This window comes from Collinsella sp. CLA-ER-H7, assembly GCF_040092345.1.
Taxonomy (GTDB): domain Bacteria; phylum Actinomycetota; class Coriobacteriia; order Coriobacteriales; family Coriobacteriaceae; genus Collinsella.
On record NZ_JBBNLT010000004.1, the window covers coordinates 131,536 to 158,042 of the forward strand.

20 protein-coding genes are annotated in these 26,507 nt (G+C 60.4%); 14 read left to right on the top strand and 6 right to left on the bottom strand.

The annotated features are described in order from the left end of the window. Nucleotides 1-46 precede the first annotated feature (46 nt). Nucleotides 47-1,138 (bottom strand): ATP-binding protein, encoded by a 1,092-nt coding sequence (locus AAAX75_RS03845; protein ID WP_349091157.1) that lies wholly within the window; start codon nucleotides 1,136-1,138, stop codon nucleotides 47-49. Nucleotides 1,139-1,271: 133 nt separating this feature from the next. Then, the gene (locus tag AAAX75_RS03850; RefSeq protein WP_349091159.1) at nucleotides 1,272-1,952 is read right to left on the bottom strand and encodes a DUF6198 family protein; all 681 of its coding nucleotides are present in this window, start codon (nucleotides 1,950-1,952) and stop codon (nucleotides 1,272-1,274) included. 487 nt (nucleotides 1,953-2,439) lie between these two features. Here AAAX75_RS03850 and AAAX75_RS03855 point away from each other — a divergent pair, with 487 nt between their 5' ends. From AAAX75_RS03855 to AAAX75_RS03865, 3 genes are all read left to right on the top strand, one after another. Further along, nucleotides 2,440-2,874 carry an HIT family protein gene (locus tag AAAX75_RS03855; protein WP_196031456.1) on the top strand — a complete coding sequence of 145 codons (435 nt, stop codon included), beginning with the start codon at nucleotides 2,440-2,442 and terminating at the stop codon, nucleotides 2,872-2,874. A 67-nt stretch (nucleotides 2,875-2,941) separates the two neighbouring features. Further along, the gene (locus AAAX75_RS03860) at nucleotides 2,942-4,276 is read left to right on the top strand and encodes a gluconate:H+ symporter (RefSeq protein ID WP_349091160.1); all 1,335 of its coding nucleotides are present in this window, start codon (nucleotides 2,942-2,944) and stop codon (nucleotides 4,274-4,276) included. A gap of 256 nt (nucleotides 4,277-4,532) precedes the next feature. After that, nucleotides 4,533-5,225, top strand: a complete 693-nt coding sequence (locus AAAX75_RS03865; protein ID WP_349091161.1) for a GntR family transcriptional regulator — start codon at nucleotides 4,533-4,535, stop codon at nucleotides 5,223-5,225. 393 nt (nucleotides 5,226-5,618) lie between these two features. On the opposite strand, the gene eda is transcribed toward AAAX75_RS03865, so the two are convergent. Continuing rightward, a complete protein-coding gene (eda, locus tag AAAX75_RS03870) occupies nucleotides 5,619-6,260 on the bottom strand; it encodes a bifunctional 4-hydroxy-2-oxoglutarate aldolase/2-dehydro-3-deoxy-phosphogluconate aldolase (RefSeq protein WP_035136869.1) in 642 nt (213 codons plus the stop codon). Between the two features lie 260 nt (nucleotides 6,261-6,520). Next, a complete protein-coding gene (locus AAAX75_RS03875; protein ID WP_349091162.1) occupies nucleotides 6,521-7,555 on the bottom strand; it encodes a sugar kinase in 1,035 nt (344 codons plus the stop codon). 235 nt (nucleotides 7,556-7,790) lie between these two features. Between AAAX75_RS03875 and AAAX75_RS03880 the strand changes: the two genes are divergently transcribed. The 5 genes from AAAX75_RS03880 to ligA all read left to right on the top strand — a co-directional run bounded on the left by AAAX75_RS03880 (nucleotide 7,791) and on the right by ligA (nucleotide 15,343). Continuing rightward, a complete protein-coding gene (locus AAAX75_RS03880; RefSeq protein WP_349091163.1) occupies nucleotides 7,791-8,813 on the top strand; it encodes a LacI family DNA-binding transcriptional regulator in 1,023 nt (340 codons plus the stop codon). A 134-nt stretch (nucleotides 8,814-8,947) separates the two neighbouring features. Continuing rightward, entirely contained in the window at nucleotides 8,948-10,285 is a 1,338-nt protein-coding gene (locus AAAX75_RS03885) for a glutamine synthetase family protein (protein ID WP_271738484.1), read from the top strand. A gap of 50 nt (nucleotides 10,286-10,335) precedes the next feature. Beyond that, nucleotides 10,336-10,998, top strand: coding sequence for a response regulator transcription factor (locus tag AAAX75_RS03890; RefSeq protein ID WP_349091164.1), 663 nt, complete (start codon nucleotides 10,336-10,338; stop codon nucleotides 10,996-10,998). A 208-nt stretch (nucleotides 10,999-11,206) separates the two neighbouring features. Then, entirely contained in the window at nucleotides 11,207-12,667 is a 1,461-nt protein-coding gene (locus tag AAAX75_RS03895) for a trypsin-like peptidase domain-containing protein (RefSeq protein WP_349091165.1), read from the top strand. 447 nt (nucleotides 12,668-13,114) lie between these two features. Further along, a complete protein-coding gene (gene ligA / locus AAAX75_RS03900; RefSeq protein ID WP_349091166.1) occupies nucleotides 13,115-15,343 on the top strand; it encodes an NAD-dependent DNA ligase LigA in 2,229 nt (742 codons plus the stop codon). A 265-nt stretch (nucleotides 15,344-15,608) separates the two neighbouring features. Here the strand turns inward: ligA and AAAX75_RS03905 are convergent, their stop codons facing one another. Both AAAX75_RS03905 and AAAX75_RS03910 read right to left on the bottom strand, forming a co-directional pair. Beyond that, the gene (locus AAAX75_RS03905) at nucleotides 15,609-16,385 is read right to left on the bottom strand and encodes an MATE family efflux transporter (RefSeq protein WP_349091167.1); all 777 of its coding nucleotides are present in this window, start codon (nucleotides 16,383-16,385) and stop codon (nucleotides 15,609-15,611) included. Between the two features lie 27 nt (nucleotides 16,386-16,412). Continuing rightward, on the bottom strand, nucleotides 16,413-16,955 hold the full coding sequence (locus AAAX75_RS03910; protein WP_349091168.1) for an MATE family efflux transporter: 543 nt from the start codon (nucleotides 16,953-16,955) through the stop codon (nucleotides 16,413-16,415). 258 nt (nucleotides 16,956-17,213) lie between these two features. Here AAAX75_RS03910 and AAAX75_RS03915 point away from each other — a divergent pair, with 258 nt between their 5' ends. The 6 genes from AAAX75_RS03915 (at nucleotide 17,214) to AAAX75_RS03940 (ending at nucleotide 26,334) form a co-directional block, all read left to right on the top strand. Continuing rightward, the gene (locus AAAX75_RS03915; protein ID WP_349091169.1) at nucleotides 17,214-19,043 is read left to right on the top strand and encodes an ABC transporter ATP-binding protein; all 1,830 of its coding nucleotides are present in this window, start codon (nucleotides 17,214-17,216) and stop codon (nucleotides 19,041-19,043) included. Then, a complete protein-coding gene (locus AAAX75_RS03920; protein WP_349091170.1) occupies nucleotides 19,036-20,934 on the top strand; it encodes an ABC transporter ATP-binding protein in 1,899 nt (632 codons plus the stop codon). Before AAAX75_RS03915 ends, AAAX75_RS03920 begins: the two co-directional genes overlap by 8 nt. Before the next feature lie 214 nt (nucleotides 20,935-21,148). Continuing rightward, nucleotides 21,149-22,186, top strand: coding sequence for a hypothetical protein (locus AAAX75_RS03925; RefSeq protein WP_349091172.1), 1,038 nt, complete (start codon nucleotides 21,149-21,151; stop codon nucleotides 22,184-22,186). 231 nt (nucleotides 22,187-22,417) lie between these two features. Beyond that, nucleotides 22,418-23,473, top strand: coding sequence for a GTP 3',8-cyclase MoaA (gene moaA / locus AAAX75_RS03930; protein ID WP_349091173.1), 1,056 nt, complete (start codon nucleotides 22,418-22,420; stop codon nucleotides 23,471-23,473). A 4-nt stretch (nucleotides 23,474-23,477) separates the two neighbouring features. Continuing rightward, nucleotides 23,478-24,782 carry a molybdopterin-guanine dinucleotide biosynthesis protein B gene (gene mobB / locus AAAX75_RS03935; RefSeq protein ID WP_349091175.1) on the top strand — a complete coding sequence of 435 codons (1,305 nt, stop codon included), beginning with the start codon at nucleotides 23,478-23,480 and terminating at the stop codon, nucleotides 24,780-24,782. A gap of 265 nt (nucleotides 24,783-25,047) precedes the next feature. Beyond that, nucleotides 25,048-26,334, top strand: a complete 1,287-nt coding sequence (locus tag AAAX75_RS03940) for an MFS transporter (RefSeq protein ID WP_349091176.1) — start codon at nucleotides 25,048-25,050, stop codon at nucleotides 26,332-26,334. Nucleotides 26,335-26,507: the final 173 nt, after the last annotated feature.

Consider the following 26,507-nt stretch of genomic DNA (forward strand, 5'->3'; position numbering starts at 1 on the left):
TAATCCGTACGAAAACGGTTTTCGTCTTGCAGGGCAGTTGCCGTTTCTACAGTTCAACTTCCAGTTCGGCTTTGTGCTCGTAGAGGTAGTCGCGCATGTAGGGGATGGCAAATGAGACCTTGCCGTACGAGGGAGCCTCGATAATCGATTCTCTTAACAGGCGGCTGCGGACGGAACTCACCTGTTGAGGCGTTTTGTTTAGGGCATCGGCAACCATGCTGGTCGAGCTCGTCTGCCCCAAAGATGCCATGCTCAGCAGATAAGCGATGCACGTGGGCGGAATGCGCTGTAGCGCGGGCTCAATCACCATGGCACAGAAGCGTTCGCGTGCCGTTGCAATGCCGCGCTCGGCTTCTTCTTCTCCAATAATCGGTGTATGTGCGCGTCTTGCCAACTGCCATGCGTAGTATCCAACGAGTTGGATCATGAAAGGATAACCTTGCGTTGCCTCGGCAAGTTGGCCGGCAATACCTGGCTGCAACTCCATGCCAGACGCTTCAATGGTTTCCTCGAGGGAGTACGACACTTCGGTTACTGCCACAGCCTTCAGGTCAAAGGGGAGGGCACGGCGCAAAAACGTAAGTGTCTTTCCGTTGATGATGCTTTCAATCATCGAAGGCAGCCCCGCAAAAACAAAGGCTATATCAAGGTCTTCGCCGATAACCTGCTGAATCGCAATGGAGAGCGTTCGGACCTCATCGAGCTCTGCGTCTTGAACCTCGTCGAGAGTGATGAGCAGGCCATTTTCATTCTTGGATATTGTCTGTCTCATGGCGTCGCGTAGCGATGGGCCGATTCGCTCAATATCTATGCTGCCGATGGATATGCCAGCTACGGTGGGCTCAAATCTGGCGTGTTTGGCCTGGAATTTGGGCTGCAGCTGTTCGAGAATGCGCTGGCAAAGTCCCTCGGTTGCGACCTCTTTTATGACCGTCCAGCCACGGCTTTGCGCCAAACGTGAGCACTCGTCAAGGAGGACCGTCTTGCCCGTTCCACGGACGCCGGCTATGCGCATTAGGCGCCCAGGGGCACCAGGCCCGTTGGTGAGGCCTTCACTGAATTCTTCAAGTACATCTTCGCGGCCGATAATCGTGGGAGGTGTTTTACCTGCTGTGGGCTTAAAAGGGTTTGTTTGCATGTGAGCCACCTTTGCTCAAGATATAGCAAGATATAGCAAAGTATAGCAAGATATAGCAAAGTATAGCAAGATATAGCAAAGTATAGTGAGATATAGCAACGTATAGCGCTGTTTGCGGGTTCTTACGGTGGTGCTATTTCCTGAATGCCGCGCGCACAAAGCGCTGAGCGAACAGCTTATTAGCGATGTTGATGACATGGCCCAAGAACAGCGCCGAGATGGCGGTGGTCACGCCAAAGCCGCCCAGGTTGTGCATGAGCGCGAGCGACAGAACGAGAGACACGGCGACATGCGAGCAGTCGAACACGACTTTTACGTCGCCAAAGCGGCGTTTAATCTTTTCGGCAATGACCTGCACCAGGCCGTCGGGCGCGTTGGGGACAACGCCCATGTTGACGACGAGACTTACGCCAAATGCAGTGACAGCGAGGGAGAGCAGCATGGTCTCAACCTGTATGGGGAGTACTGCGGGATGCAGCGGGTTGACCGCCGTGAAGAAGTCGGTGAAGCCGCCGATGAGCGTTGAGAAGCACAGCTCGAGCAGGATGCGCGGCTGGAACTCGCTTCGCAAGATGGCTAATTGCGCCACGATGTAGGCGACGTAGGCCGCGGTGATCCAAAAGCCGAGCGTCTTGCCCTTGAGCATGGATAGGGTTGTGGCAAAGCACGTGAGCGCGACGACGCCCAGGCCGGATGCCGTCTGGAGACTCATACCGAGTGCCAGTACTGCAACGCCCACCAGATACATCAGCATCCCGATGACGATATGGAACCAATCGATCTTCTCGCCATTCATGATGATGAGCGGTCGCATGTTGCTACCCGTCCTTTCGGTTGTGTGAAAAAACTGACCCGGACCGGCAAAAGAGGGTTATCGGAGGCACTGCTGTTAAAGCAGAAAAGCCGGCCCCACGGTCAGTTGTCTAGGAAGTGTCTCGCTGTGCCGGAATGGGACTGAAGGGCCAGCGAGACGGGAGGAAAGCAAATGACATTGCGTGGGCAATAGGATGCCAAGATGGTAGGGTGCGTCTTAGCATCCTATTGCTCACGCTTGACGAAATCGGTTTCGTTTGAGCCTTAGTATACGCACGGGATTCTATTTGCAAAGAGAAAAACAATAAAAAGTGAACGTTCACCTAATCGTAACAACTCGTTGGCTGTATCATGGCGGTAGTCGATACGAAACCGATTTCGTATCGACTACGCATGCGTTGTATCTGTCCATTATCTGGTGGTGTAAACGAGGGGTTACACCTGCCGCAAAAGCGGCATTCATCATTGTCCAGATTGAAAGGATCACCATGGAACAGCATACCGATTGCTCGTACTGCATGTGCGGGACCGACAACACGCTCGTCGATGCCTTTGGCATCCCCATGCTTGACCTGCCTGCCAGCAAGCTCATCTTGTTTAAGGAGCAGAGTCATAAGGGCCGCGTAATCGTGGCCTCCAAGCAGCACGTCGATGACATCTCCTGCATGTCCGAGGAAGACGCCGCCGCCTTTATGGCCGATGTCCGCCACGTCGCGGCAGCGCTGCACAAGGCGTTCAATCCCGACAAGATTAACTTTGGTGCCTACGGCGACACCATGCATCACCTGCACGTGCATATCGTCCCCAAGTACAAGGACGACCCGTTTGAGTTTGGCGACGTGTTTGCCATGAACCCCGGTCGCGTCACGCTCGAGTCGGCTCAGTACGACGAGATCGCCCAGGCAATTGTCGCCAACCTGTAAGCGAGTAAAAGCGGCTATTTCGAATAGAAGCACTTGGCTTCATTGCCAGTTAAAAAGGAGCTTATCTATGAATGCGGGAGTTGTTTCACTCCTTTGGGTGCTGGTGGGCGTAGTCCTGCTGGTCGCCATGATCGTTAAGTTTAAAATCAACAGCATCATTGCGCTTATTCTTTCCGCCATTTTTATCGCCCTTGCCGACGGCATCTCTGTGGGCGACCTTGTCACCACCATGGAAGATGGACTGGGCGGAACGCTTAAGTCGCTTGCGCTGATCATTATCTTTGGCGCAGCCATCGGAAAACTGATGACCGATTCGGGTGCCTCGCAGCAGATTGCCGACACTATCGTTGACAAGCTCGGTATTAAGCTGCTGCCTGTTGCGCTTCTGATCATCGGCGTTATCTTTGGTATGAGCATGTTCTACGAGGTGGCGTTCCTTATCGTTACGCCGCTCGTTATCAGCATCGCCAAAGAGGCCGACATCCCCTATATGCGCCTGATTATCCCGGCTGTTTCTGGTACCACGATGGGCCATTCTCTTTTTCCGCCGCAGCCTGGTCCTATGGCGCTGGTGAGTGCCTTTGGTGCCGAGGTTCCGCCGGTCTACATCTTTGGTCTGATCGTCACGATTCCGACACTTATCTGCTCTAGTCTTTTGCTGTGCCATTTCATCCCCGGTCTCGATGACATGCCGCTTGGCAATGTTATGAAGCCGGCGGAGCGCAGGCCCGCGGACGAGCTTCCGCCGTTCTGGCTTTCCATTCTGGTGCCGCTGTTCCCGGCAATCATCATGATTGGGGCTTCGATTATCAAGAACACGGTGGGCGAGGGTTGCTTTGCATACGATCTTGCCAGCTGCATCGGTAGCGCAGATATCACTATGCTCATCACGATGATTCTTGCCATGGTTGCGTATGGTTATACGCGCGGCATGGATGGCGGAGAGATTTCTAGCTCTATGTCCGATGCTATCAAGGGCGTCGCGAACGTGCTGCTCGTTATCGGTGCCGGCGGCATCATGAAGCAGGTCATCATTACTTCTGGCGTTGGCGCGACGCTTGCCGACATGGTGAGCCTCATGCCGGTGTCGCCGCTGATTTTGGCTTGGGTGATCACGGTGGTCCTGCGCCTGCTCACCGGCCAGGGTACCGTCTCGGCCATCACCGCTGCCGGCGTCGTGGCACCTATGGTTACGCAGTTTGGCATCAACCCGGTGCTTGCAGTACTGGTCTGCGCCTGCGCATCCAATACCATCACGCCTATGTATGACGGCGGCTACCTGCTGTTCCAGCAGTCGTTTGGCCTGTCGATGAAGGATACCTATAAGACATGGGGCCTGTTGGAGCTCGTCAACTCCGTTGTCGGCCTCATCATGGTTCTGATCCTGAGCCTGTTTATCTAGGCGAGAAACGCATAAGACAAGCGTGTCTCACCGCAAGCCCGCGGACAGTTGCCTATCAAACTGTCCGCGGGCCTTTGCTTTTTATACCAACGGCATGTCGTACCCGTCCCCCTCATAAGTTGCGGTGGAATAGTTCCTGTTTTTGCTGCTGAAGGCTTTGAGCAGGAACTATTCCACCGCAACTTATGAGGGGGCGGGGGATACGATAGTATTGCATGGTGGTATTCGATTAACCGAGGCTTCATCCGAGGGCTTTATGGAACAACACCAGCATTATCAGAGCCTGCAAGACCAGGCATACAACGCATTGCGCTCTAAGATCATCTATGCCGAGTTCAAGCCCGGCACGCGCCTTTCGGCGATTGGTCTGGAAAAGGAGACGGGAATCGGGCGCACGCCCATTCGCGAATCCTTTGTGCGCCTGCGTGAGCAGGAGCTGGTGGAAACGCGTCCCAAAAGCGGCACCTATGTCTCAAAAATCAGCATGGAGCGTGCCGAGAACGCCTGTTTCTTGCGCGAGAAACTCGAGAGAAGCGTGCTTATTAAATGCTGTTCGGCCGCCACGCCCGAGCAAAAGCATCGGCTCGAGCAGATTCTTACCGAGTCCGAGTCGCTCGACCATAGCGAGACGCGTCGTTTCTTTGATCTGGATAACCTGTTCCATGAGACGTGTTTTGAGATTGCCGGCCGTCATATGTTGTGGGATTGGATGAAGAGCGTCAATACGCATTTTGAGCGGTATAACTGGCTGCGCGCGGTATCTCAGGACCTTGATTGGGAGCCGATTCGTCGTCAGCACCGTCGGATTTTGGAGGCCATTAAGGAAGGCGACACCGATACGGCGAGCTATCTGGCAGAGACGCACTTGCATCTGATGCCCGAGGAGCAGGGTCCGGTTATCGCCTTGCATCCCGACTACTTTGAGCTGTCCAAAGATACGGCCATCTAACTCGCCCCCCCTCATTAGTTGCAGTGAAATAGGAATTGTTTTGCGGCTCTGATGGTGTAGGCAGTCCGTATTCCACCGCAAGTGCCGGGGCACATCGGGGCACGAAAACGCTGCGGCGCCGCTTGGAGGAAAAGACCGGAAGCAAGGGTCCATTCCTCCAGACGGCGCCGCAGCTGTTTTGATGGTTCGGCTTTTGTCGAAGTGTCTTAGTTGAGCGCGACTGCCAGCCGAGTAGGCAAAGCGGCTCGGGGGCGTGTCGCTTCCGTCACGTTCTATCAGCATACAAGACAGTTTTGGTTCTTGTTCGTGACGGAAACGGCGCGCTTCCGAGCCGCTTTAAAAGAAAGGGGGCGAGGTTTAGGGCACGCCCCCTTTCACGATAGAGAGCTAAACCTAGCCGCGGACCTTCTTGACGACGTCCATGGCCTCGTGGGCGATCTGCTCGACCTTGGAGAAGTCGCCGTCGGCAAACAGGGCCGGCTTGACCATCCAGGTGCCACCGCAGGCGATGATGGCGGAGGAGCTCAGGTACTCCTCGACGTTGGCGGTGCTCACGCCGCCGGTAGGCATAAAGCGGTGACCGACAAACGGAGCGGCGAGGGCCTTGATGGTGTTCAGGCCGCCATACTGGGACGCGGGGAAGAACTTGGTGACCTTGAGGCCCAGGTTCTCGGCTGCGGTGACCTCGGAGGGGGTCACGGTGCCGGGAAGGACGGGCAGGTCGATGTCGATGCAGTGCTTCACGACGTCCTCGTTGTAACCCGGGGAGACGATGAACTTGGCACCGGCTGCGCGGGCCTGCTCAACCTGCTCGACGGTCAGGACAGTGCCGGCGCCAACGCACATCTCGGGCTCGGCCTCGGCCATAGCGGCGATGCACTCGGCGGCGCAGGCGGTGCGGAAGGTGACCTCGGCGGACTTCATGCCAGCTGCCATAAGGGCGTGGGCGAGCGGAGCAGCGTCCTCGACCTTGTCGAGCACGACGACCGGCACGATACCCAGGGACTCAAGCGTGGTGTAGAACTGATCGAACATAATGTTCCTTTCGATGTATGGCGCGCATGGGCGCGTGATTGCCAAATGTGCTGGTCAGGAGCCGATTTTGGATTGGTTATCGGAGGCACTGCTTGGGGTCACAAGCAATTCCAAAACCGGCTGCTCGACCAGTCATGTAGGGAATGCCAGGCAAAACCGGAATGGGACTGGTGGTTTTGCCCGGCCGGAGGAATCGGGGAGCGGGCCGCAGGGGTATGGGTATGGGTATGGGAAACTGCAGCCCGCGGAATGGGGACGGCTTAGCGCGCGACTCGGGTGCCACCGTCGGCGGCTGATGCCACAGCGGCGATCTCGTCGGCGGTCACCAAGTTGGAATCGCCCTTGATGGTGAGTTTGAGGATCGAGGCCGCAATCGCGTAGTTGACGGCGTCCTGCGGGTCAAAGTCGTTGATGAGGGCATGGACCAAACCGGCGTTGAAAGCGTCGCCGGCGGCAACGCCCTCGAGCACGTGAACGTCATGAGCAGGGGAGAACCAGTGCTCGCCGCTCTCGGCGTCATAGAGCATGCCCATCCAGATGGAGCGCTCGACGCAGGAGATGTTGCGGACGACCGAAGCGACCTTTTTGCAGCCGTACTCGGCGCAAATCTGACGGGCCATCTCGACGTAGGTGTCGCGCTCCTCGATGCCGTGGGCAAGGGAGCCGGAGACGCAGGTCATGCCGAGGCCGGCGGGTGCGTCCTCGTCGTTGGCGATGCAGATGTCGACGAGCGGCAGGAGCTCCTTCATGGTGGCCTGCGACTTTTCGGGCGACCACATCTTGCCGCGATAGTTGACGTCGCACACGGTGGTGATGCCCTTGGCGCGGCAAGCGGTGAGGGCGTCCTTGCATGCAGCGGCCATCTCGTCGGAGACAGCGGGCGTCACGCCGGAGAAATAGAAGACATCGATGCCCTTGAGGATCTCGTTCCAGTCAAAGACGTCGCGCTTGGCCATGTTGATAGCGGAGTACTTGCGGTCGTAGACGCAGCCGTTGCCGCGCTGCGAGGCACCGACCTCAAAGACATAGGAGCCCAGACGATCGCCCTGACGCACGACGCGCGTGGTGTCGACGTCGTAGACCTTCAACGAACGCAGAGCGCACTCGCCCAGACGGTTGGCCGGGACAACGGAGACGTAAGCGGCCTTGTCGCCCTGGTAGGCCAGGGAAAGCGCGGTGTTTGCCTCGGCGCCGCCGTAGCGGACATCAAACTCGGTCGCCTGCTCAATGCGCAGATGGTCTTTGGGCGAGAGCCTCATCATGATCTCGCCGAAGGTAAGAACCGTTTTACCCATGGTCGCGCAGCTCCTTCTTGCTCGTGCGTACACCTTTGATATGGCGTTGGCGCGGAGGTGCCAAGACGGTAGGGTACATCTTTGCACCTCCGTGCCAACGCTTGCCGAAATCGGTTTACGAAATCGGTTTCGTTTCGAGTTGTAGTATACTCACCTACAGCGTTTTGCAAGCGAGATTTTTAAAAAAATGCCTAAAATGGCTCAGACTGCTGACAATTGGGAAACGGGGTGCGCCATGGCGCAGATGAGAATCAAGGACATTGCCGCCGAGGCGGGCGTGAGCCCGGCCACGGTCTCGCGCTATCTCAACAACCGCCCCGGGCAGATGACCGAGGAAACCCGCGCTCGCATCGCGGCGGTTATCGAGCGCACCGGCTATCGCCCACGTGCTGCCGCGCGCAATCTGCGCAGCTCGCGCACCAACCTCATCGGCGTGATCCTGGCCGACATCGCCAACCCGTTCTCCAGCGCTATGCTCGAGGGCCTTTCCGCCAGTGCCGCCGCGCGCGGCTGCTCGCTCATGACGGCCATTAGCGGCAACGATCCCGCCAAGGAGGCCGAGTCGCTCACCAGACTTATCGATGCCGGCGTGGACGGCCTGGTCGTCAACACCTGCGGAGGCAACGACAAGGCGATCGCCGCGGCCGCGGGACGCCTGCCCGTTGTGCTGCTCGACCGTGACGTTGCCGACGGCGGTGTCGATCTGGTGACATCTAACAACCGTGAGCTGGTCGCCGGCTTGGTAGACGAGCTCGCCGCTGCGGGCAGCGAGCGTCTGTGCCTGCTCACCGAGGCAAGCGACGACAGCCCCGTCCGTCGCGAGCGCGCCGAGGCCTTTGCCGACGAGCTTTCGCGACGCGGCCTTGCGGGCGAGGTCGTCACCTTGGCCGACGGTGGCGCCACGGGTGTCGGTCGCTTGGACGAGACCATCCGCGGCTATGCAGGCAAAAAGCTCGGCCTCATTGCTGTCAACGGCTTGGTCTTCCTGCGTCTGACCGAGGCGCTAGCACAGCTGGGACCCTCATTGCCGGCTGGCCTCAAGATCGCGACGTTTGACGACTACCCCTGGAACCACGTGCTCTTTGGCGGCGTCACCACGGCCGCGCAAGACACCCTCGCCATTGCCGAGCGCGTGGTCGAGCGTCTCTCCGAGCGTATCGACGTTGTTACCACCACCGTGGGCGAGGCCGCGAAGCTGGCGCCTAAACGCATCGAGATCCCCGGTCACATCGAACACCGCGCATCGACCTCTCGCTAGCCGCTCGTTCGCAACTGCCTGTTCGCACACGTTTTTTGAGCGCTTGATACGCTTTAACCCTGCGGAAACATTTTTCTGCGATAGTATCTGCGATATAGACCAGTCGAAACCCGCCCGAAAGAAAGGGGAGCGACATGAACCAGCAGAACATCGATTACGTACTCCGCTCCGTAGAGCAGCGTGACATCCGCTTTGTGCGTCTGTGGTTTGTCGACATTCTCGGCCGCCTCAAGAACTTTGCCATTAGCCCCGAGGACCTCGAGGTCGCTTTTGAGGAGGGTATTGGCTTTGACGGCTCCGCCATCGAGGGCTTTGCCACGCCCGAGGAAGCCGACATGCTGGCGTTTCCCGATGCTTCGACCTTCCAGATTTTGCCGTGGCGCCCGAGCCACAACGGCGTCGCCCGCGTGTTCTGCGATGTGTGCACCCCCGACCGCAAGCCCTTCGCCGGCGATCCGCGCGATGCGTTGCGCCGCATGTTCTATAAGGCCGAGAAGGCTGGCTACCTGCTCAACGTGGGCGCCGAGCTGGAGTATTACTACTTCCCCGACGAGCACACCCCCGAGCCGCTCGACAACGTGGGCTACTTCGATCTTTCGGTGAGCGATGCCGCTCGCGACCTGCGTCGCAACACGGTCCTCACGCTCGAGAAGATGTCCGTGCCCGTGGAGTACACCTTCCACGCCGCCGGCCGCTCGCAGCACGGCATGAGCCTGCGCCACGCCGAGGCCCTGAGCATGTCCGACGCCATCACCACGGCCAAACTCATCATTAAGCAGCAGGCTTACGAGAGCGGCTGCCACGCATCCTTTATGCCCAAGCCGTTGGCAGGCGAGGACGGCAGTGCTATGTTCCTGTGCCAGTCGCTATTCGACCACGACGGCAACAACGTCTTTTGGGGCGAGGACGACGAGAAGTACCACCTCTCCGACGTCGCCAAGCACTATATGGCCGGCATTTTGGCGCATGCCCGCGAGATCAGCGCCATCACCAACCCCACGGTCAACTCGTACAAGCGCATCACCACGGGCGGCGACTCCGTGCCGCAGTACGCCACGTGGGGTCTGCGCAACCGCGCGAGCATGGTCCGTATTCCGGTCTACAAGCCCGGCAAGCAGCTGTCCACGCGCATCGAGCTTCGTAGCCCCGACCCCATGGCCAACCCGTACCTGGTCAACGCCGTCACGCTGGCGGCTGGTCTGGACGGCATCGAGCGCAAGCTGGAGCTCCCGCCCGAGGCAACGGCCGAGACGCTCAAGCTCACCGACCGCCAGATGGTCGAGGCCGGCTACACGCCGCTGCCGCGTTCGCTCAAAGAGGCGCTCGACGTGTTTGAGGACTCGCAGTTTATGAAGGATGCCCTCGGCGAGCATATCCACAGCTTCTTCCTCAAAAAGAAGCGCGACGAGTGGCATAAGTTTGAGTCTACGATCACCGAGTGGGAGATCAAGCACTACCTGGCGAACTCCTAATCGCGCTGGCTTGTTCCAGTACGATTGAGCTCATTTCTTTGGAGGCCGATATGTCCGAAAAGAGTGCCCTGTTCATGGCGCGCACGACGCGCTTCCACGAGTTTGCCCGCAGCTTGACGACCACCCTGGGTGTCGAGGTGAGCCTGGCAACCCCCGATTCGCCGACTGCGGCGCACGACTTTGACCTGCTGATCCTCGATTCCGACGGCATTCGCAGCGACCGCATCGATCAGATTGCCAAGTGGCTTGACGATCGTGGCGGCGTCCCCATGCTGGTGATCGTCGACGATGAGGCCCTTGGCACCCTGCGCCTGCCGAATCACGCGCATGCCGACTTTGTGTGCCCCACGGCGACGCCCAACGAGCTCAAGGCTCGTGCGCAGCGCCTGATGGGCGAGGAGGAGACCGTCACCGCCGACGATGTACTCAACATCGATAACCTCGCGATTAACCTGGCCACCTACCAGGTGACGCTCGATGGCGAGCCCATCGACCTGACGCTGATGGAGTACTCGCTGCTGAGCTTTTTGGCGACGCACCCCAACCGCGCCTACAGCCGCGAGGTGCTGCTGCACCGCGTGTGGGGCTTTGAGTACTGCGGCGGCACGCGCACCGTGGACGTGCACATTCGACGCATCCGTTCCAAGGTGGGCCCGCAGATTGCGGCACACATCACCACCGTCCGCGGCGTGGGCTATCTGTTTAAGGACTAGCTTTTCACCACAAAGGGGACAGGCACCTTCGTGGTGGTTTTGACGCATGCGTGGATCCCTTTCGAGTTTGCAGCAGAACTTAAGCCTTCCTAAAAGATTGCGTTCTCATACACGTTCGCCCGCATATTGGGGTACAACTCAACGTGAACAATGATGGCCCGCCACATGTTTGGCGGGCCTTTGGTTATTAGACGAAAGGATCGCAGCCATGAGCGAGAACGATTCCCAGCGTCCCCAGGATGCGGGCAACGCCGGCGAGACCCAGCAGCAGCCGCGTGTGCAGGTGGAGTCGACGCCTGCCGGTAGCAACATTCCCTACGTGCAGGCTTACGACACGCAGACCGGCAAGCCGCTGGGCGGCCAACAGGTCGTGAACAAGCACACGGTGGTCAAGACTAAGACCAAAAAACTGCCGATCTTTATTACGGCACTCGCCGGCTGTGCCTGCGGAGCCCTGCTGGTCATTGCGCTCATTATGAGCGGCACGCTCGATATCGGCGGCGGCAGGAACGCCGTGACGGCGGGTGCTTCGGGTTCGTCGACGCAAAAGATTACGATTGATTCCGAGGACACCACGCTGGCCGAGGCCGTTTCTGCCAAGGCATTGCCCTCCGTGGTTTCCATCACCGCCACTTCGAGCGGCGGCCAGAATGGCTCGCTTTCGCAGTCTGCCGACGAGTCGGATAGTTCGGGCAGCGTCGGCTCGGGCGTAGTACTCGATACCGAGGGCCACATCCTCACCAACAACCACGTGGTCGATGGCTATGACCAGTACGTGGTGACCATGGACGACGGCACCACCTATGAGGCCGAGTTCGTGGGCAACGATGCTTCGAGCGACCTGGCCGTCATCAAGCTCAAGGACGCCGACGCCTCCAAGCTCACGCCGATCGAGATTGGTGATTCCTCCAAGCTCAACGTGGGCGAGTGGGTCATGGCGATCGGCTCGCCGTTCGGCAACGAGCAGTCTGTCTCCACCGGTATCGTCTCGGCGCTCTACCGCTCCACGGCTATGAGCTCTACCAGCGGTAACACCATCTATGCCAACATGATTCAGACCGATGCCGCCATCAACCCGGGCAACTCCGGTGGCGCGCTCGTCAATGACAACGGCGAGCTCGTGGGCATCAACTCGCTTATCGAGAGCTACTCGGGCTCCAGCTCGGGCGTGGGCTTCGCTATTCCCGTTAACTACGCCAAGAACATTGCCGACCAGATTATCGACGGCAAGACGCCGGTGCATCCGTACATGGGCGCCACGCTTTCGAGCGTCAACGCGCTCAACGCCCGCACCAACAAGCTGAGCACCGATAGCGGCGCGTATGTGGCGAGCGTCGTTGAGGATGGTCCTGCCGCCAAGGCTGGCATCCAAGAGGGCGATGTCATTACCAAGCTGGGCGACGATGAGATTACGAGCGCCGATGGCCTGATCATTGCGCTGCGCAGCCACGAGGTGGGCGAGAAAGTCGAGATCACGCTTATGCGCGGCAAGGAAGAGAAGAAGGTCACGGTTGAGCTGGGCTCCGATGAGGAGCTGCAGAACCAGCAGCAGGACGACAGTTCGACCGACACCGGCAACGGCGGTATTACCGACGAGCAGCTGCGCCAGTACCTGGAGGAGCTGCTAGGCCAGCAGGGCCAGGGCCAGGGCTACGGCCAGGGTTTCTAACGAGCTGTATCGCACATACCGATGCCAGAGGGGCTGTCCCATCAACGCGGGACAGCCCCTCTTTTCTTATTGATCCGTTGGGGACGGAGGAAAACGGATCACTTGGGGCTGACAAGAGGCCTGGTTCGTAATGGTCTGGACAGTTAGTTCAGATACGTATAAATCTGGGACAGCTTGGAATGCGTTTTGAGCAATTTTTGATTGGGATGGGGCTCGAATGGGTGTTTGGAAGGGAGAGTGGGACGTTTACATGGTCTCGAGGAGCCCGAATTCGTCGAAACAGGGGTGTTCGTGCCTGATTTAGCTCTAGGATTTATACGTATCTGAACTAACTGTCCACCCCAGTCTGGCGGCTGCCGATTCGGTGCGGTTTGAGACCGCTATTCGGCCTCATTGCGACCGGTGGTACTCTAGTATCCGTTTGAAATCGAGCGAAGGAGTGCCGCTATGGAGCAATCGAGCCTGTTTGGTGACGGCGTGGACATCGATACCGAAACGTCCACGACCGCGGAAGCCACCGCACCGACCGATGCCCGTGCCCAGGCGGCAGCACGTGCGGCCGAGCTGCGCCACGAGCTCGATTACCACGCCTATCGCTACTACATGCTCGATGCGCCCGAGATCACGGACGCTGCCTTTGACAAAATGCTCGTTGAGCTGCAGGAAATCGAGGCGACCTACCCCGACCTGGTGACGCCTGACAGCTATACTCAGCGCGTGGGCGGCTACGTGAGCGAGCAGTTTACGCCGGTCACGCATATGGCACGCATGTATTCCATGGACGATGCCATGGACCTGGACGAGCTCGACGCGTGGCTCCAACGCACCGAGGATGCGCTCGGTGCCGGCAGCGTCACCTATACCTGCGAGCTTAAGATCGACGGTCTGGGCGTGGCGCTTACCTATCAAAACGGCACCTTTGTGCGCGCCGCCACACGTGGCGATGGCACCACAGGCGAGGACGTGTCGCTCAACGTGCGCACCATCAAGGATGTGCCCATGCACCTGTCCGAGCCGGCGCTCGCCCACATGGGCGCCGACCGCGAGCGTACCATCGAGGTGCGCGGCGAGGTCTACATGCCTAAGGGCAGCTTTGTGCGCCTGAACGACGAGGCCGATGCCGAGGGGCGCGACCCCTTTGCCAACCCGCGCAACGCCGCCGCCGGCAGCCTGCGCCAAAAGGACCCCAAGATCACGGCACGCCGCGACCTGGCCACCTTTATCTATGCCATCGCCGATACCGACCCGCTGCACGTCCACAGCCAGCGCGAGTTTCTGGACTGGCTGCGCAGCGCTGGCTTTAGCGTCAACCCCAACGTGGCACGCTGCGCCACGCCGGCCGAGGTCCACGAGTTCTGCGCCCAGGCCCTCGAGCATCGCGGCGACCTGGATTACGACATCGACGGCGTGGTTGTAAAGGTCGACAGCTTCCAGCAGCAGCTTGACCTGGGCTTTACCGCCCGCGCGCCGCGCTGGGCCATTGCCTTTAAGTTCCCGCCCGAGGAAAAGCAGACCGTCTTACGCGAAATTCGCATCCAGGTGGGCCGCACCGGTGTGCTCACGCCGGTCGCCGAGTTCGATCCGGTGACGGTTGCCGGCTCCACCATCGCGCGCGCCACGCTGCACAACATCGACGAGATCCGCCGCAAAAACGTGCGCGAGGGCGACACCATCATCGTGCACAAGGCGGGCGACGTAATCCCCGAGGTCGTGGGCCCGGTGCTCGACAAGCGCCCGGCCGATTCGGTCGACTGGCACATGCCCGAGTTCTGCCCCGTGTGCGGCAGCCCCGTGGTCCACGAGGACGGCGAGGTTGCCTACCGCTGCGTCTCCATCGACTGCCCCGCGCAGCTCAAGGAGCGCCTGCTCCACTGGGTGAGCCGCGGCTGCATGGACGTCGACGGCCTGGGAGACGAGATCGTCGATAAGATGATCGCCGCCGGGCTGATCCACGACGTCGCGGACTTCTACCAGCTCACGGTCGACGATATCGCCGGCCTGGACACGGGGCGCACCTATGCCAGCTCCAACAGCAAAAAGGGCGTCAAGAAGGGCGACCCCATTCCGGTAGGCCTCAAGACGGCCGAGAAAATCATCGCCGAGCTCAACAAGTCCAAGAGCCAGCCGCTCGGTCGCGTGCTGTTTGCCCTGGGCATCCGCCACGTGGGCAAGAGCGTGGGCGAGGTCATCGCCGAGCGATTCCTGTCGATTGACAAGCTCATCTTGGCGAGCGAAGAGGACATCGCCGAGTGCGAGGGCATCGGTCCCAAGATTGCGGCGAGCGTCAAGCAGTTCCTGGCCGTGCCCGAAAATCTTGCCGTGCTGGAGCGTCTGCGCCAAGCGGGCCTGTCTCTCGAGGTCGACTTGGGCGCCGCTCATGCGCAAGCCGCAGCCGACGCTGGCGTGGCAGGCGAGCTCGCCGACGCACAGCCGCTCGCGGGTCTGACCTTCGTGCTCACCGGCACGCTCGTCAACCGCACGCGCGACGAGGCAGGCGCGGCGCTCAAGGTGCTCGGCGCCAAGGTTTCGGGCAGCGTGTCGAAGAAGACGAGCTATCTGGTCGCCGGCCCCAAGGCGGGCTCCAAACTCACCAAGGCCGAACAGCTGGGCGTACCCGTGCTGGACGAGGATGCACTCGAGCAGATTCTGGCTACCGGCGAGGTGCCGGTGGCGTAATGGATATAGAGAATCGCAATTGCTCGCAGGCGGAAGGGCGCACGAGGCACGCCCAAGGGCAGGCAAAAGAGCGCTTAATGATGCGAATTTGCATTGCCGAGCGTGAGCGCGCGGCGGGTGCATCTCGCGATGCCTTTGAGGCGTTGGCCGAGCTAGAGGCGAGGCTCGGTCTAGCCTAGAGAGACCGGCACCGTGATCTGCGTCACGTAGGTTGTGGGGTCGTCGCTGATGATATCGTCGATGAGGGCGATTTCGCGTCGCCCCGCTACGCTGCCAACTTGTCAAAAGCTCCGCGCCGGTTGAGCACGGTAAACGCGACAACACAGATGACGGCCGACAAAATCGATCCGCACGGCGAAGCGATACCCATGGGAAACAGCGTGTCGGAATAGGCGTTCGACAGCAGCCACGCGCCCGGCACGCGAATGAGCGCCACGGCCAGCACGTTGTGCGCAAAGCCGATGTAGCTCTTGCCGTATGCAGCGAAAAAGCCGCTAAAGCAAATGTGGATGCCGGCAAAGATTGCATCGAAAATATAACTGTGCATATAGCCGGTACCGGCCGCGACTACTGCAGCGTCCTTGGCAAAAAAGCCAATAAACGCCGGCGCCACCAGCCACATCAGCACCGTGATCAGGCAGCCGTACACCACCGAGATGGTCATGGCGTCCTTGAGCACCTGACGCGCGCGGTCGCCCTTGCCCGCGCCGGCATTTTGCGCCGTGAGTGCGCTGACGGTGGCGCCCATGGAACTCGGCACAATGAACAAAAAGCTGATCATCTTTTCGACCAGGCCCACGGCGGCAGCGTCGACGAGCCCTCGGTGGTTGGCAATGACGGTGATGAACATAAACGCCACCTGGATGCAGCCGTCCTGCACGGCCACGGGCACGCCGATCTTAAGAATGCTGCCGAGCACCTCGGGCTGGGGGCGCAGGTCGCTACGCTTAACGTGGATGTTCGTGCGGCGGCTCTTGAGCCACACAAGCGCGAGGGCAACGCTGGCCGTCTGGGCGGTCACCGTGCCGAGCGCCGCGCCCACGGGGCCGAGCCCCATATGGCCGATAAACTAAAAATCGAGCGCGATGTTGATGATGCATGCCACGCCAATCACGTACATAGGCGAGCGCGAATCGCCCAGCCCGCGAAAGATGGCCGAAAGAATATTGTACGCGGCGATAAACGGAATGCCGATAAAGCAAATGCGCAGGTAGGCGGCAGTGCCTTCGACTGCCTCGGCCGGCGTGCCAATGAGCGCCACGATCTGCGGGCACAGCGCAAGCAGGACGGCGGCCAGTACCACCGAGACGCCCATAAACAGCGTGATGGTGTTGCCGATGGCTGCCTCGGCGCGGTCAAACCGACGCGAGCCCACAGCGTGGCCGACGATAACCGTCGTTCCCATGGCCAGGCCCACGAGCGTCACAGTGATGATATAGAGCGTCTGCGCGCCATTGCCCACGGCGGTGATGCCGGCGGCACCGCTGAACTGCCCCATCATGTACAGGTCGGCCATGCCGTAGAGCATCTGCAAAAAGTACGAGAGCATATAGGGCAGGGCAAAGACCGCGCTGGTCTTAAGGACATTGCCGCGTGTGAGGTCGTGTTCCATGGGCGGGGCTTTCTGGCTGGGTTTCTTTACGTACCAGTGTAGTGAAAACCCTATAACGATTGTAGAGTCAAGGTTTGTGATGACGCCGGAGCGAAAAAGTCTCGCGCACCATTATTCCGAGTGAATATGGACACACATCACGAGAACTCGCCGCCGGCGCTAACCTTGCAGAAAACGATTTCGGAATACTTGACACCATTATTCGGCGCGCAATAATACGTGCGTTTGCGAACAACGTTTGATGGGGGTTGAACCTGCGTGCGCAATCTCAAAATACTGTTTTCCTATCTAGGGGCATACCGTCGCGATGCCATCCTCGGCGTGTTCTTTGTGTCGGTCGAGACGGTGCTCGAGCTGTTTATCCCGGTCATCATGGCCAACATCATCGATGTGGGCGTGCCTGCGGGTGATATCAACTACATGCTGCTGCAGGGGTCGTACATGTTGGTGTGCGCTGCGCTTTCGCTGGTACTGGGCTTGGGTTATGCACACACGTCCGCCCGCGTTGCCTCGGGCCTAGGCGCTAACCTGCGCGAGGCTGAGTACAAAAAGATTCAGACGCTCGCTTTTGGTAACCTGGACAACTACGACGCCAGCTCACTTGTCACCCGCATGACCACGGACATCACCGTTATCCAAAATGCTGTGGGCAACGGCTTTCGCCCTATGGTGCGCGGCCCGGTGACGCTTATCGTCGGCCTTATCTACGCGCTGATGCTGTCGCGCCCGCTCGCCACCGTCTTTGCGATCATCTTGCCCGTGCTGGCAATCGTGCTGGGCGTCATCACCTATCGCGTGAGCCCGCTCTACCGCCAACTCCAGACCTCGATGGACCACCTCAACGGCGTGGTACAGGAAGACCTCACCGCCGTGCGTGCCGTCAAGGCCTACGTTCGTACCGAGCACGAGGAGGCCAAGTTCGACACCGTCAATACCGAGCTCGCGCGCACTGCGACAAAGACCTTTGGCAGCGCGGTGCTCAACCTGCCGGTGTTTCAGCTGTCGATGTACGTGGCTGCGCTCTCTATCCTGTGGATTGGCGGCCGCATGATTCTCGCCGGCAAGCTGGGCGTGGGCTCGCTCACGGGCTTTATGAGCTACGTGCTGCTGATCATGAATTCGCTCATGATGATTTCCAACGTGTTTTTGCTGCTCACGCGCGCTCTTACGAGTGTGGGCCGTATCGCCGAGGTGCTCGATGAGGAGCCCTTTATCGCCAACCCCGCGGGAGACCTCGCGATTGCGGCGCCAGCGGACGGCAGTATCGAGTTTCGCGATGTTTCCTTTAAATACCGCGCGGATGCAGCCGAGGATGTGCTCGAGCATATCGACCTTCGCATCGAGAGCGGCTCGACGGTGGGCATCCTCGGCGGCACGGGCTCGGGCAAGAGCTCACTTGTGCAGCTGATTGCGCGCCTGTACGACGCCACCGAAGGCGCCGTGCTTGTGGGCGGACGCGACGTGCGCGACTACGACCTCGCCGCCTTGCGCGACGCTGTGGGCATTGTGCTGCAAAAGAATGTGCTGTTCACGGGCACCGTGCGCGAGAACCTGCAGTGGGGCAATCCGCAGGCGTCGGACGATGAGCTCCTCGCGGCTTGCCGCGCGGCGTGCGTGGACGAGTTCCTTGATCGCATCGGCGGGCTGGACGGCGAGTTGGGCCAAGGCGGCGCCGGTGTCTCGGGTGGCCAGAAGCAACGTCTGTGCATCGCGCGCACGCTGCTCAAGCATCCGCGCGTGCTCATTTTTGATGACTCCACCAGCGCGGTCGATATGGCGACCGACGCAAAGATTCGCGAGCACATCGCTCGGATTCCCGATGCGACCGTGCTCATCATCGCCCAGCGCATCGCGAGTGTCATGGATGCCGATCGCATTGTGGTGCTGGACGACGGTCGTGTCCACGGCGTGGGCACGCACGAGGAACTGCTGGCGGGCGACAACATATACCAGGAGATTTACGCCTCGCAGATGGAGTTTGCGGGGAACGCGGACGCCGGCGATGGCAACGACGGTGGCTGCGCGAATGATCCGTTTTCCTCCGTCGCATGCGGATCACCCTTGGAAGGGGGTGAGCGCCATGCCTAAGACCGCAGCCCAAGCACGCCCGGCCGACCTCAAACGCACTGTGCGCCGCCTGCTCTCCTACATGGGGCATGCCAAGTTCTCGTTGCTCGCGGTGGGCGTGCTCGCCTCCGTCGCCGCCATCGCGAGCCTCGCCGGCACCTACATGGTGCGCCCCATCGTTAACGGTTTGGCTACGGGCGGGGAGGAACTGCTCGCCAAGCAGGTCATCCTGACGGCGATCATCTACGCCGCGGGCGTGCTTTCGGCCCTGGGCTACTCGCAGATCATGGTGCGCGCGGCCCAACGCGTGGTGTCCGATATTCGCCGCGACCTGTTCGCGCACATCCAGACGCTGCCGCTCAGTTATTTTGACAGCACGCGCTCGGGCGACATCATGAGCTTTTTCACCAATGACGTCGACACCGTCTCCGAGGCGCTTAACAACAGCTTTGCCAACGTGATTCAGGCCGCCATTCAGGTTGTGGGCACCACGGCCATGCTCATCATCCTTAACTGGCAGCTCACGATTATCACACTCGTGTGCGATGCGGCCATTGTGCTGTATGCGCGCTACTCGGGCGCGCGCTCTAAGCGTTTCTTTGCCGCCCAGCAGGCATCGCTTGGCGACCTGGACGGATATATCGAAGAGATGGTCTCGGGTCAAAAGGTCATCAAGGTCTTTAACCGCGAGGCGGCGAATGTTGCCGGCTTCACCTGCCGCAACGACGAGCTTCGCCGCACCGGCACCGCCGCCGTGAGCTATGCCAACTCCATGGTGCCCATGACCGTCGTGATTGGCTACGTCAACTATGCCATCGTCGCCGTGGCGGGCGGCATGCTCTGCATCAAGGGGCTCGCCGATGTGGGCGCACTTGCAAGCTACCTGGTCTTTGTGCGCCAGGCCGCCATGCCCATCAACCAGTTTACGCAGCTCGGCAACTTCTTGCTCAACGCGTTGGCCGGTGCCGAGCGCCTGTTTGCCGCCATGGACCTTGAGCCCGAGGTGGACGAGGGCTGCGTGGAGCTGGTGCAGACGGGCGACGCCGCGTGGGCGTGGAAAATTCCCGAGGGCCAGGGCGTGGGCGCGTATGGGCACCTGCATGACGTGGCAGCCGTTGATGAGTCGGGCCGCGCGGTGGCCGCCGACGGTACCGAGCTCACGTGCGGCTTGGTCCCGCTTGCCGGCGACGTGCGCTTCCATGCCGTGGATTTTTCCTACGTGCCGGGCACCCGCGTGCTCACGGACCTCAACCTGTTTGCCAAGCCGGGGCAAAAGATTGCGTTTGTGGGCTCCACGGGTGCCGGCAAGACGACCATCACCAACCTCATCAACCGCTTCTACGAGGTCGATGACGGCGAGATCACGTACGACGGCATCGACGTCAAGCACATTGCCAAGGCCAGCCTGCGCGGGTCGCTCGGCATTGTGCTGCAGGACACGCACCTGTTTAGCGGCACCATTGCGCAGAACATCCGCTTTGGCAAGCTCGACGCGACCGACGAGGAGGTACGCGCCGCTGCCGAGGCCGCCTGCGCCGACTCGTTTATCCGCCGTCTGCCGCGGGGCTACGACACACCGGTCACGGCCGACGGCGCCAACCTGTCGCAGGGTCAGCGTCAGCTGCTCGCCATCGCGCGCGTGGCCGTCGCCGATCCGCCGGTGCTCATCCTGGACGAGGCCACGAGCTCCATTGACACGCGTACCGAAAAGCTCATCGAGCGCGGTATGGACCGCATCATGCGCGGTCGCACCACGTTTATGATCGCGCATCGCCTGTCCACTGTCCGCGACGCCGACGCCATCATGGTCCTCGAACACGGCCGCATCATCGAGCGCGGCACGCACGAAGAGCTGCTCGCCCAGCACGGCGAGTACTGGCAGCTGGCGCATGGCTTAAAAGAGCTGGATTAACCCGTTCGAGCACGATGCTTGATCCCTCCGTGCCCCTCGCCTCGACTCAAACCATCACAACATTCGACGTTTTTTGCCAAAATCGGGAAAAGCATCGAATGTTGTGATGGTTTTTCTGCCGCTCGACCGGGTGGAATCGCTTTCTTGCGCACGAAGGTGTGCGGACCCGTGGGCAGGGGAATAAGGTTGGTTATCCGACTCCATTGGAGGGCTCATGGACCTGCCGATCGTCCTGTCCCATAAGACTGCCTGGCTGTACCACAACGTGGCGCGCCCGTCCGAGCCGCTCTCGCGAGCAAGCAGCCTATACGATGAGGACTCGCCTGCTAACGAGGCGGAGCCGACCGCGAGCCTGCCCAAATTGGGGCTCGATGCCAAGGGACTGAGGGCTTCAACGGCAGTTGAGATCGTTACCGACTATCTGGTTTCGCTTGGTATTCCACGAGAAGAGCTCGATCATATCGATACGCTCGTCAACTTTGATTTTGAGCGCTCGACGCCGGCTGGATTTAGGTGCCACGTGTTTGGAGCGCCGGTACCTCCAGGCCATCTTATCGAGGTGGCGGAGGGCCTTCTGGTGGTTGATGAGGCCATGTGCTTTGTCCAGGCGGGTTCGTGGATGAGCGAGCCCGAGCAGCTGGAATATGGCTACGAAATCTGCGCCCGATACCATTTGAATCATCTGTCGACAGGCGATTATATCGAGATGGGGCAGAGGTATACCGTTGCCGACTTGATCGCCTATTGCAATGAGAACCGATCTCGTCAGGGGGCTATACGCGCGGCCGCCATGCTCAAGCGCATGCACGATGGCGCGCGGTCGCCCATGGAGACGGCCACCGCAATCATGGTCGTAGCAAAACGTTCCCAGGGAGGGCTGGGATACGCCAAGATCGAGCTCAACCATCGGGTCGATGTTCCCAGCGAGTTCAAGTATCTCGCAAAGGCCGGGTATTTCGAGATCGACGTATATGCGCCTGCGAGCGGTACGGGGATTGAATACAACGGCTCGGACCATCTTGATAAACAGCGCAGTGCGTCGGATGCGGAGCGTATGACCGTGCTGAGCGCGCTGGGCTTTAGGATGATTGTCCTCACCGGGACTCAATTTGCCCACCAGCTGCAATTGCACCGGGCGATGAATGCCATCGCGCTCGCTATGGGTCTCAAGTGCGACCGAAGCGAGGTGTTTCAGAAACGTCAGAACGACCTGCGAGAATTCGTGATTCGACACTGGGACGGCGGTCTTTAGGGGCGTCCGGCCCTTCTACGGGGTGCCGTGGGCAGGCAAACCATCACAACATTCGACGTTTTTTGCCAAAAACGGGAAAAGCATCGAATGTTGTGATGGTCTGTGCTGAAGATGGGCTTGGAAGTCCGTTTTGCTCGAAGTGACCCGTCCTGTCGTACGGGTGTCGGCATGATTCTCTCGTGGGGTATTATGTTTTCCGAAGAATAAAACGCCGCGCGAGGGGAGGGCTGCGTGGACGGGCACGTGCAACATGACGGCTTTGGCCGCGATATCAACTACCTGCGCATTGCCGTTACCGACAAGTGCAATTTCCGCTGCATTTACTGCATGCCGGCCGATGGCGTGGCGCCCCGTGCACACGACGAGCTGCTCAGTGCCGAGGAAATCGCCCGCTTTGTGCGCCTGGTGGCGGGGGAGGGCATTCGCCGCGTACGCCTGACGGGCGGCGAGCCGCTGGTCAGCCGCCGTATCATCCCGCTCATTCGCGACATCCGCGCGATTCCGCAGATCGAGGACATCTCGCTTACCACCAACGGCGCCCTGCTGCCCAAGCTGGCGCCGCAGCTTAAAGATGCCGGGCTTAACCGCGTCAACATTTCGCTCGACACACTCGACCCCGAGCTGTTTGGAAAGATCACGCGCCTGGGCCGGCTCGAGCAGACCATGGCAGGCATCGACGCGGCGCTGGCTTGGGGCTTTGAGCCCGTTAAGGTCAACTGCGTTGTGGTGCGCCGGCTCAACCAAGATGTGGCGGCCCTCGCACGGCTCACGCTCGACCGGCCCATCCACCTGCGCTTTATCGAATACATGCCCATCGGCGACGAACACACGAGCTCGCATTGCACTGTGGACCCGCATGCGCCCGCGCTCAATCCCGAGCTGTGGGACGCGAGCGATACCGTGCCGAGCGACGAGCTGCGGGCGCGCATCAATGCCGGGGCCGCCGCGGCGGGACTGGGCGAGCTCGAGCCGCTCGACATCAACGACGCTCCTGCCGGCGCGGGCCCTGCGCGCTATTGGCACTTTCCGGGCGCGGCGGGAACGGTCGGCTTTATTAGCGCCATGTCCAACCATTTTTGTGCGAATTGCAATCGTCTGCGCCTGACGGCCGATGGCAACGTGCGTCCGTGCCTGTTTAGCGATGCCGAGTATTCGGTGCGTGAGGCGCTGCGCCGTGGTGATGATATGCAGGTACTTTCGATTTGGCGCGATGCCGTGGCCCACAAACCGCAGGAACACGCGATAATTGAGGGCACGCAACGATTTATGTCCCAAATCGGAGGATGATCATATGGCCAAGAGCAGGTACGCCGACGCCACCAAGGCCGCTCGCAGGGCCGCGATGTCTGCCCATAAAGCCACGGCTGCGGCGAATGCTGGCAACGCCGACGCGTCCGCGCAGCCGTCTGCCAGTACTGCCACCGAGCCCGCCCGCGACGCCCGTCGCGACGAGCTGACGCATGTGGACGCCAAGGGCGAGGTGCGCATGGTCGACGTGTCCGACAAGGCCGAGACTCATCGCATTGCCATCGCCGAGGGTACCATCCTCATGCATCCCGAGACGCAGACCATGGTGCTGCAGGACCGCGCCAAAAAGGGCGACGTGCTTGCCTGCGCACGCGTGGCGGGCATCATGGCCGTCAAGCGCACGAGCGACATCATTCCCATGTGCCATCCGTTGCTCATTACCAAGAGCAAGTGCGATATTGCGCCCATCGCTCCGGCGGGGACGCCGGCCGAGGACGTGCCCGAGGGCTGGGCGCCGGCGCGCACGGACGGGCAGGTCGGCTTTCACGTACTGGTTACGGCCGGCGTGACGGGCAAGACGGGTATCGAGATGGAGGCCCTGACCGGCGCGAGTGCCGCATGCCTAACGATCTATGACATGTGCAAGGCCGTCGATCGCGGCATGGAGATCGTCGACGTGCGCCTGCTGCACAAGGAGGGCGGCCGCTCGGGCGTGTGGGATCGCGCGGAGCGTCAGGCCGCTGCCGTTGAGGCCGTGGCCGCTGACGGTGCCGCGCCCGCGGGCGCACCCGTCGCCGTCGCACCCGCAGCTCCCACTCCGGCCGTCCCCGCGATCGCGTTTATCGGCTACCAGAACTCGGGCAAGACCACGCTCGTCGAGAAGGTTATCGCCGAGCTCACCCGCCGCGGCCTGCGCGTGGGTTCGCTCAAGCATCACGGGCACCACGGCTTTGATATCGACGTGCCCGCTAAGGACACCTGGCGCCATCACCAGGCTGGATCCAAGCACGTGGGCCTTATCTGCGCCACGCGCTGGGCGGAGTACGCCGACACGCGCGAGGAGGACGAGATGCCCGCGCGCGAGTTGCTGTCACGCTACAACGATGTCGACGTGGTGATCATCGAGGGCTACAAGACCGAGGGCTTCGACAATATCGTGGTCGCGCGCTCCGGTGTCGACCGTCTGCGCGGCAAGAGCTCGCTCGACCTGGTTGACGGTCACACGCTGGCCCTTGCCTGCAACGAAGCCCTGGCGCGTCAGGCCTTCGACGCCGGTTTTGCGACCCGAGCCATCAACATCAACGACGCCCGAGCCATCTGCGACCTGATTCAAGATCATCTGGCCTAAAACCTGCCAAAAAGGGACAGGTTTATTTTGGCAGGTTTTATCTGGGCAAACGTCATTTCCACCACAAAGGGGCCAGGCACCTTTGTGGTGGTTTTTGCTTTAGTAGATGTGTGGGACATGTCTTACAATCTACCAAGTAGTTCATGACGGGCGAAAAACGGAGAGAAGGGGCTTGATGCGTCCTTAATGTTTCATGCGGATAGATTGATTTGACAGACGGTGGCGAATGCCCGCCGTCCGCATTCGTATGAAACAAGGAGTTCCCATGCTCGCATCTCTTCTCTCAAAACCTCAACCTTCGCTGTCCGCGCAGGCTAAACGCCTGGTGGCGATGCGCTTTCTCATCTACACCGGTTTTCAGACCAGCTACTTTATCGGCGTCATCGGAACGCTCACCTATGCAGACGATGCCTCGGTCGTGGCGACATCGCTGGCCGTTCTGTTTATGAACGTATTCGTGATCTTGGGATCCTTTGCGGGTGGCGCGGCGCTCGACGTCTGGGGTCCGTGCCGGCATTTCTTGCTGAGCATCGTGGGCACGCTGGCAACCGGCGCGGCAATCCTCGCCTTTGGCAGCGCGACCGGAACAGTCCTTGCCGGCGCGGTACTCCTGGGCTTTGTGATGGGATTCGCCCAGCCCATCGCCACGTCCTATCCGGCGTATCTCACCGACGACCCCGGCGAGCTCAAAGACATCAACTCCGCCATAACCATGTTCTCCAACGTGAGCATTATCGTCGGCCCCACGCTGGGCGGCTTTGTCGCGGCGGCCGCGTCGTCGCGCGCGGTGTTCGTGCTCATGATGATCTTTGCCGTACTGGCGCTCGTCGCCGGTTGGGGCTTTAGGTCGCAAGCAGGTCGCGTCGCCACGCGCGAAAGTACTCCCGCGGATAGCAGCACAACGGCAAGTACTGCCAGTCAAAGCTCCGACTTCAGTAAATCCACCCGCGCCACCTTCGCAGCCAGCATCAAGACAGTCTTCACCAACAGCGTCCTCGCGCTACTTTTCTGCATCATTTTTCTTTCGAACTTTGGCTACGGGGCCTTCGATCCGCTCGAGTCGTTTTTCTATCGCGATGTCCTACGCGTCGGCGTTGAGTGGATGGGCTGGCTCTCGTCGGCCTCGGGCGTGGGCGCGGTGCTGGGTGCCGTGCTCGCGCTCCGCTTGCCGCCGCACTTGGTAAACCTAAAAACGCTGCTCGTGGCACTTATGACCGTGGGCCTGGGAAGCCTGCTCTATGTGGGGACGCCGTACGTGGGTGTGGCCCTTGTCGGCCAGGTCGCCCTGGGCATAGCTTGGGGTGTCGTCAACCCGCTCCACAACACCATCGTTCAAACGACGGCGCCGCTCGAGCAACTCGGCCGTGTGAACTCGGTCATGGGCTTTGGCAATATGTTCGCCGGCGTGGCGCCGCTGGCGATTGCCCCGTGGCTGGCGGCGACATTTGGCGTACAGCAGACGCTCATCGGGGCGGGCATGGTCGTGACGGCGGTTCCCGCGGCGCTGCTGCTGTTTGGACGCCGACATTTTGATCGTGCCGCAAGGCAGTAAAAACCATCACAACATTCGATGAAAATCGCGATTTTGCCGAAAAACATCGAATGTTGTGATGCTTTGCGTCTCGGGCCAGGCCACCCTTCGGGTTCGGCCACCACAGGGGGGGCGGGCACCTTTGTGGCGATCGGGTCCCAACGGCCTGTGCCTTGGTATACCATGTACGCCGT